At 63.3% G+C, this 12849-nt stretch carries 13 protein-coding genes; 7 read left to right on the top strand and 6 right to left on the bottom strand.

The annotated features are described in order from the left end of the window. The first annotated feature begins 27 nt into the window (after window positions 1-27). From thrC to EOB80_RS06685, 4 genes are read left to right on the top strand one after another with little or no spacing between them, the layout of a single operon-like run. On the top strand, window positions 28-1425 hold the full coding sequence (gene thrC / locus EOB80_RS06700) for a threonine synthase (protein WP_127327101.1): 1398 nt from the start codon (window positions 28-30) through the stop codon (window positions 1423-1425). Between the two features lie 14 nt (window positions 1426-1439). Then, window positions 1440-2732, top strand: a complete 1293-nt coding sequence (locus EOB80_RS06695) for a pitrilysin family protein (RefSeq protein ID WP_127320877.1) — start codon at window positions 1440-1442, stop codon at window positions 2730-2732. 15 nt (window positions 2733-2747) lie between these two features. Next, window positions 2748-3344: a GNAT family protein gene (locus tag EOB80_RS06690; RefSeq protein WP_127268573.1), complete on the top strand. Its 597-nt coding sequence runs from the start codon at window positions 2748-2750 to the stop codon at window positions 3342-3344. A 3-nt stretch (window positions 3345-3347) separates the two neighbouring features. After that, a complete protein-coding gene (locus EOB80_RS06685) occupies window positions 3348-6236 on the top strand; it encodes an EAL domain-containing protein (RefSeq protein WP_127270311.1) in 2889 nt (962 codons plus the stop codon). Window positions 6237-6241: 5 nt separating this feature from the next. Here the strand turns inward: EOB80_RS06685 and EOB80_RS06680 are convergent, their stop codons facing one another. Then, complete coding sequence (locus EOB80_RS06680) at window positions 6242-6850, bottom strand: YqgE/AlgH family protein (RefSeq protein ID WP_023808594.1); 609 nt, start codon at window positions 6848-6850, stop codon at window positions 6242-6244. Between the two features lie 170 nt (window positions 6851-7020). On the opposite strand from EOB80_RS06680, the gene EOB80_RS06675 reads away from it, so the two are divergent. From EOB80_RS06675 to EOB80_RS06665, 3 genes are all read left to right on the top strand, one after another. Continuing rightward, window positions 7021-7827, top strand: a complete 807-nt coding sequence (locus EOB80_RS06675; RefSeq protein WP_127327100.1) for a protein-disulfide reductase DsbD domain-containing protein — start codon at window positions 7021-7023, stop codon at window positions 7825-7827. An 85-nt stretch (window positions 7828-7912) separates the two neighbouring features. Beyond that, complete coding sequence (locus EOB80_RS06670; RefSeq protein ID WP_127327099.1) at window positions 7913-8395, top strand: peroxiredoxin; 483 nt, start codon at window positions 7913-7915, stop codon at window positions 8393-8395. A 75-nt stretch (window positions 8396-8470) separates the two neighbouring features. After that, on the top strand, window positions 8471-8947 hold the full coding sequence (locus EOB80_RS06665) for a DUF2938 domain-containing protein (protein ID WP_127327098.1): 477 nt from the start codon (window positions 8471-8473) through the stop codon (window positions 8945-8947). Window positions 8948-9081: 134 nt separating this feature from the next. Here EOB80_RS06665 and rnhA read toward each other — a convergent pair whose 3' ends face one another. From rnhA to EOB80_RS06640, 5 genes are all read right to left on the bottom strand, one after another. After that, complete coding sequence (gene rnhA, locus EOB80_RS06660) at window positions 9082-9612, bottom strand: ribonuclease HI (protein ID WP_127270020.1); 531 nt, start codon at window positions 9610-9612, stop codon at window positions 9082-9084. Between the two features lie 11 nt (window positions 9613-9623). Further along, window positions 9624-10586, bottom strand: coding sequence for a homoserine kinase (locus EOB80_RS06655; protein ID WP_127327097.1), 963 nt, complete (start codon window positions 10584-10586; stop codon window positions 9624-9626). Between the two features lie 5 nt (window positions 10587-10591). Next, complete coding sequence (ispH, locus tag EOB80_RS06650) at window positions 10592-11602, bottom strand: 4-hydroxy-3-methylbut-2-enyl diphosphate reductase (RefSeq protein WP_127327096.1); 1011 nt, start codon at window positions 11600-11602, stop codon at window positions 10592-10594. An 88-nt stretch (window positions 11603-11690) separates the two neighbouring features. Next, the gene (locus EOB80_RS06645; RefSeq protein ID WP_164762540.1) at window positions 11691-12446 is read right to left on the bottom strand and encodes an SURF1 family protein; all 756 of its coding nucleotides are present in this window, start codon (window positions 12444-12446) and stop codon (window positions 11691-11693) included. Further along, on the bottom strand, window positions 12443-12847 hold the full coding sequence (locus EOB80_RS06640) for a DUF983 domain-containing protein (RefSeq protein WP_127327095.1): 405 nt from the start codon (window positions 12845-12847) through the stop codon (window positions 12443-12445). The genes EOB80_RS06645 and EOB80_RS06640 overlap by 4 nt, the downstream gene beginning before the upstream one ends. Window positions 12848-12849 lie beyond the last annotated feature (2 nt).

Raw genomic sequence — 12849 nt, 5'->3', positions numbered from 1 at the left:
AAAGCCAAGCAGTAACGGAATTGTGACATGCACTATGTGAGTACCCGCGGGGAAGCCCCCGTTCTCGGATTTTCCGACGCCGTGCTGGCCGGGCTGGCGCGCGACGGCGGGCTCTACGTGCCGCGCGAGTGGCCACAGTTTTCCGCCGCCGAGATCCGCGCCATGCGCGGCCTTGCCTATCCCGACCTTGCGATCCGCGTGCTGTCGCCGTTCCTTGGCGACGAAATCCCGGCCTCCGTTTTCGAGCGGCTGGTGCGCGAAGCCTATGCCACCTTCCGCCACGAGGCCGTCTGCCCGCTGGTGCAGACCGGCCCCAACACCTTCATCCTGGAACTTTTCCACGGGCCGACGCTCGCCTTCAAGGACGTGGCAATGCAGCTTCTGGCCCGGCTGATGGACCATGTGCTTACCGAACGCGACCAGCACGCCACCATCGTCGGGGCGACCTCGGGCGATACCGGCGGGGCGGCCATCGATGCCTTTGCCGGTCGCAGCCGGACCGACATCTTCATCCTTTTCCCGCATGGCCGCGTCTCGCCGGTGCAGCAGCGGCAGATGACGACGTCGACGGCTGCAAACGTCCATGCGCTGGCGATCGAAGGCAATTTCGACGATTGCCAGGGCCTGCTCAAGGACATGTTCAACGATCACGGCTTTCGCGACCGGGTTGCGCTTTCGGGCGTCAATTCGATCAATTGGGCCCGCATCATGGCCCAGATCGTCTATTATTTCTCCTCGGCGCTGTCGCTCGGCGCACCGGACAGGCCGGTCTCCTTCACCGTGCCGACCGGCAATTTCGGCGATATCTTCGCCGGCTACGCTGCCAAGAAGATGGGACTGCCGATCGAGCGGCTGGTCATCGCCACCAATGACAACGACATTCTGGCGCGCACCTTTTCGACCGGCGAATACCGCACCAAGGGCGTCTTTGCGACCACGTCGCCGTCGATGGATATCCAGGTGTCGTCCAATTTCGAACGCCTGCTGTTCGAGGCCTCCGGCCGTGACGCCGCGACCGTGCGGCGCTACATGGACGGTCTGAAGCAGTCCGGCGCTTTCACCATCGAACCCCAGCAAATCGCCGGGATGCGGTCGGAATTCGATGCCGGCCGGGCTGATATGGACGAGGTCGCCGCCACCATCCGCTCGACGCTCGCGGCCAGCAACTATCTGCTCGATCCGCACACCGCGGCAGCTGTGCATGTCGCTGCGGGCAAGGCGTCAGGCGCCGTGCCGATGGTGGTGCTGGGTACTGCGCACCCGGCAAAATTCCCGGCCGCCGTCGAAGCCGCCAGCGGCGTGTCGCCCGCACTGCCCGCGTGGCTAGGTGGGTTGATGACATCGGAGGAAAAATACACGGTACTTCCCTCCGACCTGAAAATGGTGGAAGATTATGTCGGCCGCCGCGCGCGGGCGGCGCGTTAAGGAGTACTAGCCATATGGGTGTTGAGGTAAGCCGTCTGTCGAACGGCCTGACAGTCGCCACCGAAACCCTTCAAAGCATCGAATCGGTTGCCCTTGGTGCCTGGGTCAAGTCGGGTGCCCGCAATGAACGTGAGGACGAGCATGGCATGGCCCATCTGCTCGAGCACATGGCGTTCAAGGGCACGAAAAGGCGGAGCGCCTTCGAAATCGCCTCGGAGATCGAGGACGTCGGCGGCGAGATCAACGCCGCCACCAGCGTCGAAACCACTTCCTACTATGCCAGGGTGCTCTCCGACGACGTGCCGCTGGCCGTCGACATTCTTGCCGACATCCTGCAGGAGTCCGAATTCGACCCGCAGGAACTCGAGCGCGAACAGCATGTGATCCTGCAGGAGATCGGCGCCGCGCACGACACCCCCGACGATATCGTCTTCGACCGCTTCACGGAAACCGCCTATCGCCATCAGACGATTGGACGCTCCATTCTCGGCACGCCCGAAACGGTCAAATCCTTCACCTCCAAGCAACTCCACGACTTCATCGAGCGGCAATATGGCGCCGAGCGCATGGTGATTGTCGCCGCCGGCGACATCAAGCATGACAATTTCGTGCGCGAGGTCGAAAAGCAACTCGGCGGCTTCCGCAGCAAGGCCGACAGCACCATCCCGCAATATGCGCAATATGTCGGCGGCGATTTTCGCGAGGACCGCGACCTGATGGACGCGCAGATCGTGCTGGGGTTCGAGGGTCGTGCCTATCATGTGCGCGACTTCTATGCCTCGCAGGTGCTGTCGATGATCCTCGGCGGCGGCATGTCGTCGCGCCTGTTCCAGGAGGTCCGCGAGAAGCGCGGCCTGTGTTATTCGGTCTATGCTTTCCATTGGGGCTTTTCCGACACCGGCGTCTTCGGCGTCCATGCCGCAACCGGCCAAAGCGACATCGCCGAACTGGTGCCGGTCATCATCGACGAACTGCAGAAGGCCGGCGAGAAAATCCTGCAGGAAGAACTCGACCGGGCGCGCGCCCAATATCGCGCCGGACTGATCATGTCAGCCGAAAGCCCGGCCAGCCGGGCTTCGCAGATCGCACGGCAGTTGCTTCTGTTCGGCCGGCCGATCGCCAAGGAGGAACTGATGGAACGGCTGTCGGCGCTGACGATCGAGCGGCTGACCGACCTGTCGTCGCGATTGTTCTCGACCAAGCCGACGCTTACCGCTGTCGGGCCTGTGGGTACGCTGGCGCCATACGAGGCGATCCTCGAATCGCTCGCAGGCACGCAGACCACGGCCCGTAAGCTCGCCGTCTAAGCCCCTCGAAGCGTCGTGTTCGCGCTCCCTTTCTTTCGCCGCGACCTGCCGGCGCTGAAAGGCGACCGCGTCACGCTGCGCGTGCCGTTCACCAACGACTACCGCGAGTGGGCGGTGGTGCGCGGCGAAAGCCGCGCCTTCCTCGAACCCTGGGAGCCACGCTGGACTCCCGATGAACTCGACCGCAACGCATGGCGGCTGCGCATCAGCCGCTACCGCGAAGATTATGCGCAAGGAACCGCAATCGCCTTCTTCATCTTCGAGAAGAGCAGCGGCAAGCTTGCTGGCGGCATCACGCTCGGCAACATACGCCATGGCGTCTCGCAAAGCGGCCATGTCGGCTACTGGATCGGCGAGCGCTTCGGCGGCCGCGGCCTGATGACCGACGCGGTCAAGGTGGTGGCCCGCTTCGCCTTCGATACGCTGAGGTTGCACCGGATCGAAGCGGCCTGTATTCCCGACAATATCAGGTCGATCCGCGTGCTTGAAAAAGCCGGATTTCGGCGCGAAGGACTGCTGCGATCCTATCTCAGGATCAACGGCATCTGGCAGGACCACTACCTCTACGCCCGGATCGCGGACGATCCGCCGGGCGTTGGAACGAAGGACTGATTTTTGACGAATTTCCTGCGAAACGGGTCGCTGTTCGCCTTTGTCCTCGCGACACTCCTGACGCTGTGGGCGGCATCGTCGGCCTTCGCCGTGGAGCCGATCAAGATCGCCCGCGACGACGTCGCGCTCGACCTTTCCGGCGCCGTCGAGATCTACCGGAACCAGGGCGAGAATTTCCAGGTGTCGACCGCGCCGGGTCCGGACGGTATCGTGCGGCGCATCGAGGTCGAGGCCAACGATGCCCGTTCCACCGGCGACTGGGCTGTTTTCGCGCTCGCCAACACCACCGACCAGCAGCTCGACCGGCTGATCGTCGCACCGCATTTCCGCCTGGTAAATTCCGGCATCTTCTGGCCGGATCTCGGCTCGACCCGCATCGCCGCCATCACGCCCAGCGAAGGCTTCGCGCTCGACCGCCAGACCAGCCCCGATGCCGACGTTTTCCGGGTGACGCTGAACCCCGGCACGGTGATCACCTTCATCGCCGAACTGGCCTCGCCGAAGCTGCCGCAGGTCTACCTCTGGGATCCGGAATCCTACAAGGACTCGGTCAATTCCTACACGCTGTTTCGCGGTATCGTCATCGGTATCGCAGGCTTGCTGGCGCTGTTCCTCACCATCCTTTTCGTAGTCAAGGGAACCTCGATGTTCCCCGCGACCGCCGCCCTTGCCTGGGCGGTACTGGCCTATATCTGTGTCGATTTCGGCTTCCTCAACAAGGTCATCGAGATCTCGCCCGGCAACGAGCAGATGTGGCGGGCGGGAACGGAGGTGGCGCTGGCTGGAACCTTCGTGGTGTTCCTGTTCGCCTATCTCAACCTCAACCGATGGCACGGCCATTTCAGTTACGGCGCGCTGGTCTGGATCCTCGGGCTGGTGCTGATCGCCGGCGTCGCGATCGTCGATCCGGCGGTCGCCGCCGGCATCGCCAGGCTGTCCTTCGCCGCAACCGCACTGACCGGGCTTGGCCTGATCATCTTCCTCGGCATACGCGGCTACGACCGTGCCATCATGCTGGTGCCCAGTTGGGTCATGGTGCTGTTGTGGCTATGCGGATCGTGGATGGCGATCACCGGCATGCTCGACAACGACATTGCCCAGCCGGCCCTGGGCGGCGGGCTGATCCTGATCATCCTTCTGATCGGCTTCACCGTCATGCAGCATGCTTTTGCCGGCGGCGCGCTGCATCAGGGCCTGTTCTCCGACCTCGAGCGGCAGGCGCTGGCGGTGGCCGGATCGGGCGACACGGTGTGGGATTGGGATGTGCTGCGCGACCGCGTCGTCACCAAGCCCGATGTCAGCATCCAGCTCGGCCTGGCACCGAACAGCCTTGGCGGCGCGGCCCGCAACTGGCTGCCGGTGCTGCATGCCGACGACCGCGACACGTTCCGCACGACGCTCGACGTGGTGCTCGAGCACCGGCGCGGCCGGGTGTCGCAGAACTTCCGCCTGCGCGGTGCTGACGGCCACTATCACTGGTTCTCGCTGCGTGCGCGCCCCGTCATCGGATCCGACGGCGAGGTCATCCGCTGCGTCGGCACCATGGTCGACGTGACGGAGCAGAAAAAGTCCGAGGAAAGGCTGCTGCACGACGCCGTGCACGACAATCTGACCGGCCTGCCAAACCGCGAACTTTTGATGAACCGGCTGGAAGCGATCATCTCGATCGCGCGCACCGAAGAAAAGGTGCGGCCAACCGTCTTCGTCATCGACATCGACCGTTTCAAACAGGTCAATGACGGGCTCGGCATCTCGGCGGGCGACACCATCCTCTTGACCATCGCGCGCCGCCTGCACCGGCTGCTCAAGCCGAAGGATTCGCTGTCGCGCTTTGCCGGCGACCAGTTCGCTTTGATGCTGCTGTCCGAACAAGACCCGGCCCGCATCGCTGCGGTCGCTGATGCCATAAAGCATGCCATCAACAACCCGATCACCTTCGCCAAGCGCGAGATCGTGCTGACCGCGTCGATTGGGCTGATCACCTGGAACTCGCCGCAGATGTCGGCCGAGGACATGGTCAAGGATGCCGAGCTTGCCATGCACCAGGCCAAGCGCTTCGGCGGCGACAGGATCGAGCCGTTCCGTCCGGCTTTCCGCACTGTCGGCACCGACAGGCTGCAGTTCGAATCCGACCTGCGCCGCGCCATCGAGCGGCGCGAATTCACGCTTGCCTACCAGCCGATCGTGCGGCTCGAGGACGGCAGTGTCGCCGGCTTCGAGGCGCTGCTGCGCTGGGACCACCCGCGCCGCGGCATGATCCCGCCGGCGGATTTCATCCCGGTAGCCGAAAGCTGCGGTCTTATCGTGCAGCTCGGCCTGTTTGCCATGCAGCAGGCGGCGGAAGATCTCGCCAGCTGGCAAAAACAGATCGGCGACGCGCCGCTGTCGGTCTCGGTCAATTTGTCCAGCCGCCAGTTGATCCGCCGCGACCTGGTCAGCGACGTCCGCTCGGTCATCGCGCGGGCCAATCTGAAGCCGCGCTGCTTCCGGCTGGAGCTCACCGAATCGCTTGTCATGGACAATCCCGAGCAGACCGCCCATGTGCTGACCAAGCTGAAGCAGCTCGGCATCGGCCTGTCGCTGGACGATTTCGGCACCGGCTACTCCTCACTGGCCTACCTGACGCGTTTCCCCTTCGACACCATCAAGATCGACAAGAGCTTCGTCGACGACAACACGCCCAAGCGCGCGGTGCTGCTGAAATCGATGGTCAACATGGCGCATGAGCTCGGCCTGTCCGTCGTCGCCGAGGGCATTTCGGACGAAAGCGATGCGCTGGAACTGCGTCAGATGGGCTGCGAATATGTGCAGAGCTTCATGTTCGGCGCCCCGATGCCGGGCGACCAGGTGCTGAAGACGCTAAAAGAGCAGTATCCGCTGACGCAAGCGTGAGCGGATCAGGCGTGCCCGGCCGCCAGGCTGAGATGCGCAAGGTCGATACCGATCGAGGCGAGGATCCGGTCGTATTTGCGCTCGATATCGGTGTCGAACAGAAGCTCGGCATTGGCCGGACAGGTCAGCCAGCCATTTTCGGCGATCTCGGTCTCCAGTTGGCCGGCGCCCCAGCCGGAATAGCCGAGCGCCATCAGCGCATGACGAGGCCCGCGGCCGGACGATATGGCGCGCAATATGTCGACGGTCGCCGTCAGGCAGATGTCGTCGGAAACGGTCAGCGACGATTCCACCCGATAGTCTCCCGAATGCAGGACGAAGCCCCGGCTGCGGTCCACGGGGCCGCCATTGCGCACGACGAAATCGCGGGCCTGAGCCGGCAATCGGATCGCCTCCTGCTCGTTCATGATGCCCAGTTGCACGAGCAAGTCCGGAAACAGCATCTGCTGCGTCTGGTTGATGATCAGGCCCATGGCGCCTTCATCGGAATGTGCGCAGACATAGATGACCGAGCGCGTGAAACGGTCGTCCTTCATGCCGGGCATGGCAATCAGGAACTGATCGTCGAGAAAGCCGCGACTGGCGACCGTCTTCTTGTGGCGCAACAAGTCCATGAAGGGAGCGTAACGCGTTTCCAAAGCGCCGAAAAGATGCGCCGTGCTGGATTCGACCAAAGCTTGTGGCGGCGGCTCGAACATTCTTCTCCCTCGAAGTCACGCAAATATGATACCGGCAAGGCCATGAAATCATTGCGCGGCCACGAACGGACGATCAAATCACCGCCATGCGAAGCTTGAAAATCCTGCTGCTCGGCGCCGCCATCGGATCGGCAACCGCTCTTCCCGCCGCCGCCTCCTCATCGGCGTGGTACAACAGCGAAGGCGGCAAGGTCCGGCTGGTGACCTCAGGCAAAGCCGACGACACCGGCCGCATCCAGGGCGTTCTCGACATAGCGCTCAAGCCCGGCTGGAAGACATATTGGCGCGATCCGGGCGACGCGGGCGTGCCGCCGCAACTCGACATTTCAGCCAGCACCAACATCGCCGACGCCGCTCTATCGTTTCCGGCGCCGCAGCGCCATGACGACGGCTATGGCAAATGGGCAGGCTACAACTATCCGGTTTCTCTGCCGGTGACATTCACGCTGGCGGCGCCGAACCAGCCGGCGTTGATCGATGCCGACATCTTTCTCGGCATCTGCGAAACGATCTGCATTCCGGTGCAGACGCGGCTGACCGTCGACCCCGCCTCCGATCCGGACAATGCCGAGGACGCAGCGCTGGTGAAGGCGAGTTTCGCGGCGCTACCAGCGCCCGCGAGGTCCGATTTCGGCATCAATGTGCTGCCGGGCGACCACGAGACGCTGATTGTCGAGGCGAGCTTTCCCGGCGATCCGGAGGCGGCGGATTTCTTCGTGGCCGGCGAGCGGGACTACATGTTCGGCACCCCTGCCCGCAGCGAAAAGGACGGCAAGCTGATCTTCACCGTGCCGATCCTCGATCGCCCCTCGACGACGCCGACCGATGGCGGGCTTCACTATACGCTGACGAGTTCGGCGGGCGCGGTCGAAGGGGTTCTGCCTTTCCCTTGATCCAGCCCACCCCAACGGTTGCAGGAAGCCGTCGGGTTCGCTAGGCAAAGACACGTCCTTCCCCATTTTCCCAAGCGAGGAATCCATGACCATTTCCGTTGGCGACAAGCTGCCTGACGTGACCTTCAAGACGATGACCGCCGATGGCGCCAAGCCGATCACCGGGGCCGAGATCTTCCCGGGCAAGAAGGTCGTGCTGTTTGGGGTTCCCGGCGCCTTCACACCGACCTGCAGCAACAACCATTTGCCGGGTTATCTCGAGAACCACGATGCCATCCTGGCGCGCGGCGTCGACACCATCGCCGTCGTTTCGGTCAACGACGTCCATGTCATGGGCGCCTGGGCGCACTTCACCGGCGGTGAGGGCAAGATCATGTTCCTCGCCGACGGCAGTGGCGATTTCGCCAAGGCGGTAGGCCTCGACAATGACCTTTCCGCCAGCGGCATGGGGCTGCGTTCGAAGCGGTTTTCGATGATCGTCGACGACGGCAAGGTCACCGCGCTCAATGTCGAGACCAAGCCTGGTGTCGACGAGTCCGGCGCGGCTCATATTCTGGGACAGCTCTGAAGTTCAGCGCGGCGTCGGGTGTGGAACGACGATCGCGCTTGTAGCCCAGGGCTTGCGTTTGGGGGGATTCTAGCGATGTTTGACATGTTCTGGCGCGCTATCGCGATCGGCATCGGCGCCACCGTCCTGATGGATCTCTGGGCCATCTTCCTGCACAAGGCGTTCGGCCAGCCACGGCCGAACTGGGGGCCGGTCGGTCGCTGGGTCTGGCATCTCCGTGACAAGGTCTTCCACGACGATATCGGCGGTGCCGCACCGTACGTGCATGAAAAGGCGCTGGGTTGGGCCTTTCACTATTTTGTCGGCATCGTCTACGGCATCATCCTGGTGGTGCTGGCCGGAGCGGGCTGGCTTGCCGCGCCGACATTCCTGCCGGCCTTCATCCTCCGCATCGTCACCGTCGGCGCCGGCTGGTTCCTGCTGGCACCCGGCATGGGCGCCGGTTGGGCGGCCTCGAAGCGGCCCAACCCGATGCTGATCCGGGCGCTGAATCTGGTGTCGCACACCGTGTTCGCACTTGGGCTTTGGGGCACGGCGCTGCTGATCCGATAAGGGTCTACAACTGCGCTGGCCAGTCGATCGGCAGCCAGCAGTAGATAACGCGGTGCGCGCCGATATCGTAGTAGTTGCCACCCCCGCCGGCTGATCCGCTTCTTCGTACCTGAGAGCCACGCCGCTCCGGAAATTCAATAGCTCTGGGTAGAGCGCCGCACTTTCGCGATTGCCGGTTGTTTGGCCGGCGCAGCAGGCTTTGCCGCTGCTGCAGGCTTGAACGGACCTTTCTTGAACGGCGCCATGCCTTCGCGCGCAAGCTCGTCGGCGCGCTCGTTCTCGACATGACCGTCATGGCCCTTGACCCAGTTCCAGGTGACCTTGTGGCGCTTGTTGGCCTCGTCGAGCGCCTGCCAAAGTTCACCGTTCTTCACAGGCTTCTTGTCGGCGGTCTTCCAGCCGTTCTTCTTCCAGCCGTGGATCCACTTGGAAATACCGTCCATGACATACTTGCTGTCGGTGTGAAGGTCGACCGTGCACGGCTCCTTCAGCGCGTTCAGCGCCGAAATGGCGGCCAACAGTTCCATGCGGTTGTTGGTCGTCTCAGCTTCGCCGCCGGAAAGCTCCTTGGTGGTGCCGTTGAAGCGCAGGATCGCGCCCCAGCCGCCAGGGCCGGGATTGCCCGAACAGGCGCCGTCGGTGAAGATCTCAACCAGTTTGCTCATGATACCCCATATCAGGCCAATCCATATTCCGAAGGAGATTTGATCGCCCGGTGGAACCGCATCCTTCTGATGTATTCGGTCGGATCGCGCTTCATCACCAGCCCGCCATCGGGGACGGTCAGCCAGTCGTACAGCCGGGTCAGCATGAAGCGCAACGCCGAACCGCGCGCCAGCACCGGCAGCGCAGCTTGTTCCTGGACGCTCAGGGGCCGGACGCTCTGGTAGCCGGCGAGCAGCGCCTTGCCCTTGGTGAGGTTGAAGGAAAAATCCTTCTCGAAGCACCAGGCGTTGAGACAGGTGGCGACATCATAGGCGTAGAGGTCGTCGCAGGCGAAATAGAAATCGATCAGGCCGGACAGTTTTTCGCCGAGGAAGAAGACGTTGTCCGGGAAAAGATCGGCGTGGATGATGCCTTTGGGAAGGTCCTTCGGCCAGTTGCGCTCGAAATCGGCAAAGTCGGCATCGACCTCGGCCGCCAGGCCCGGCTCGACCTCGTCTGCGCGATCGCGCGCTGCATCCCAGAGCTTGCGCCAGCCGTCGATGGCCAGGGCATTCGGACGCGTCATCGAAAAATCGGCACCGGCCAGATGCAACTGCGCCAATGCCTTGCCGACCTCGGCACAATGCGTTGCTGTGGGCCGCCGCAACGAAAGCCCTTCCAGGAAGGTGATGATGACCGCCGGCCGGCCGGCGAGCGTGCCGATGACGCTGCCGTCATGCGCGGTCACCGGCAGCGGGCAGGACACGCCCTTGTTGGCGAGATGGCCCATCAGCCCGAGGAAAAACGGCAGATCCGCCTTCTCGACGCGCTTCTCATAGAGCGTCAGGATGTAGGAGCCGCTGGAGGTGTGCAGCAGAAAGTTCGAGTTCTCGGTGCCTTCGGCGATGCCCTTGTAGGACAGGAGATCGCCGACCGGATAGTGCTTCAGGAATGCGCCGAGTTCGCCTTCCGCAACGTCGGTGTAGACCGCCATGTGCCTTACGCGGCTCCATTGACGAAGGCCATGTCGGCCCGCGTCAGTTCGACATCGCGCAGGACCCGCATGACTGGAAAATCCTCGGTTTCCGTGGCCGTGATGGCAAGATCGATCGTGACATCGAAGCGTTGCCGGAACGCGTCGATGATCTCGTCGACGATGATTTCGGGCGCCGACGCGCCGGCCGACAGGCCAAGCGTCAAGATGTTGCCGATGTCATTCCACGGAATCTCGGCGGCGCGCTGCACGAGAAGCGACATGGTGGCGCCTGCACGCTCCGCGACTTCGACAAGTCGTCGCGAATTGGAGGAATTCGGCGCGCCGACGATCAGATAGAGATCGGCGCCCGGCGCGGTGTCCTTGACGGCTTCCTGGCGGTTGGTGGTGGCATAGCAGATCGATTCCGCCGCTGGTGCCTGCAGCGCCGGAAAGCGATCCTGCAAGGCGCGGATGATGCCGGCGGTGTCCTCGACAGACAAAGTGGTCTGGGTAACGAAGCCGAGCGCCTGCGGATCGGCGGGCGAGAGCTTTGCGGCATCGGCTTCGGTTTCGATCAGCGTCACCGCTCCGTCCGGCAGTTGGCCCATGGTGCCGATCACTTCGGGATGACCGGCGTGACCAATCAACAGCACATGGCGGCCGAGCCGCTGATGGCGCATCGCCTGCTTGTGGACCTTCGACACCAGCGGGCAGGTGGCATCGAGATAGAAGAGATTGCGCGCCTTCGCATCCGCCGGCACCGATTTCGGCACGCCATGCGCCGAGAACACGACGGGCGACTGCCGATGTTCGGCCGGTATCTCGGAGAGTTCCTCGATGAAGACGGCGCCAAGGCTTTGCAGCCCCTCGACGACGTAGCGGTTGTGCACGATCTCATGGCGGACATAGACCGGCGCGCCATATTTCTTCAGCGCCAGTACGACGATCTGGATGGCACGGTCGACACCGGCGCAAAAACCGCGCGGCTGGCAGAGCCGGATCGTCAGAGGTGGTTTGGTGGTTGTCTGAAGCATTAAATCCGGGCCGGTTGATCAAAGCCGAAATGAAGTGCGCACCCCTGCCCTGTCAAGGGCATCGGTTGAAAGGGGGCATCAGCCGCGTTCATTCGTCTTTCGCGGGACGGCGAAGCCGCAGGATGAGCACGGCTGCGAGCGCCGCGGCAAGCCCGTACCAAGTCATCGCATATTGGAGATGGCTGTTCGGGAGATCGATGATGGTGACGCCGCCAACCGGCAAGCCGCCTGGGTTTGGCGTCTTGTCTGCGTCGATGAAGATCGGCACCAGCGCGGCGCCCGCCGGCAGACCGGCGCTTGCAGCCATCACGTCGCGGTCCTTCCAGTAGAAGATGTTCTTCGCCACGTCGTTGTCGGGAAGCATCATCGACGGCTTGCCCGGCAGCGGGTTGCGGGCCAGCCCCGTGACCGTCACTCTGCCAGCCACCTGTCCCTTGGCGCGCTTGGCGGCATCCTTCAGATCGTAAGGCACGAAGCCGCGATTGATCAGGACGAAGCGGCCGTCGTCGAGCGCCAGCGGCGTGTAGACATTGAAGCCGGCATCACCTTCCCAGGTCGCGTAGAAATGGCGTTCGCCTTGATGCAGGAACGTGCCGGTGACGGTGACAGGCGTATAATCGACATCCCCGGTGGCGGCGAACTCTTTCTCGACCGCAACCAACGGCAAGGGCGCCGAATGGGTGCGCTGGTCGATGGTCTGCAGAAGGCCTTCCTTCCAATACAGGCGCTGCATCTGCCAGGTGCCGAGCACCAGCAGGATCAGGAACAGCACAAGGCCAAGGCCGAGCAGCAATGCAGATCGCGGCCGCGAACGACCGTCAGTTTTAAGGGAAGCCTCGCTCATTCGCCGCGATCCAGCCGGCCCTCGGCCGCTTGGTTGCGGTATTGCAGCGTCAGCAGCACGCCCTTGATCAGCCGCAGCGCCGTCAAGCACAGCACAACAGCCAGCGGAATCCAGACCAGCAGATGCAGCCAGAGCGGCGGGCTGAGCGCGACTTCTACCCAGAGCGCCAGGCCGACGATGATAAAGCCGATGATCAGGATCACGAACACCGCCGGCCCGTCGCCGGCATCAGCGTAGGAATAATCGAGGCCGCAATTGACGCATCGCTTGCCGACGGTGAGGAAGCCGGAAAATAGCCGCCCCTCGCCGCAGCGCGGGCAACGGCCATGCAGGCCGGCCGAGATCGGATCGATCGGCGGCCAGATCGCCCTATCTTCACTCTTGGAAGAGTCGTCGCTCATTG

This window comes from Mesorhizobium sp. M7A.F.Ca.MR.245.00.0.0, assembly GCF_003997415.1.
Taxonomy (GTDB): Bacteria; Pseudomonadota; Alphaproteobacteria; order Rhizobiales; family Rhizobiaceae; genus Mesorhizobium.
The sequence above is the reverse complement of the archived record's forward strand: the minus strand, read 5'-3'. Positions and strand labels throughout refer to the sequence as shown.

Excerpts from the sequence above, each read along its gene's own strand:
- EOB80_RS06645 (WP_164762540.1), bottom strand. The coding sequence starts at position 12,446 with ATGAGCGAGGCTTCCCTTAAAACTGACGGTCGTTCGCGGCCGCGATCT.
- thrC (WP_127327101.1), top strand. The coding sequence starts at position 28 with ATGCACTATGTGAGTACCCGCGGGGAAGCCCCCGTTCTCGGATTTTCC.
- EOB80_RS06670 (WP_127327099.1), top strand. The coding sequence starts at position 7,913 with ATGACCATTTCCGTTGGCGACAAGCTGCCTGACGTGACCTTCAAGACG.
- EOB80_RS06680 (WP_023808594.1), bottom strand. The coding sequence starts at position 6,850 with ATGGACTTGTTGCGCCACAAGAAGACGGTCGCCAGTCGCGGCTTTCTC.
- ispH (WP_127327096.1), bottom strand. The coding sequence starts at position 11,602 with ATGCTTCAGACAACCACCAAACCACCTCTGACGATCCGGCTCTGCCAG.
- EOB80_RS06655 (WP_127327097.1), bottom strand. The coding sequence starts at position 10,586 with ATGGCGGTCTACACCGACGTTGCGGAAGGCGAACTCGGCGCATTCCTG.
- EOB80_RS06640 (WP_127327095.1), bottom strand. The coding sequence starts at position 12,847 with ATGAGCGACGACTCTTCCAAGAGTGAAGATAGGGCGATCTGGCCGCCG.
- EOB80_RS06695 (WP_127320877.1), top strand. The coding sequence starts at position 1,440 with ATGGGTGTTGAGGTAAGCCGTCTGTCGAACGGCCTGACAGTCGCCACC.
- rnhA (WP_127270020.1), bottom strand. The coding sequence starts at position 9,612 with ATGAGCAAACTGGTTGAGATCTTCACCGACGGCGCCTGTTCGGGCAAT.
- EOB80_RS06675 (WP_127327100.1), top strand. The coding sequence starts at position 7,021 with ATGCGAAGCTTGAAAATCCTGCTGCTCGGCGCCGCCATCGGATCGGCA.
- EOB80_RS06665 (WP_127327098.1), top strand. The coding sequence starts at position 8,471 with ATGTTTGACATGTTCTGGCGCGCTATCGCGATCGGCATCGGCGCCACC.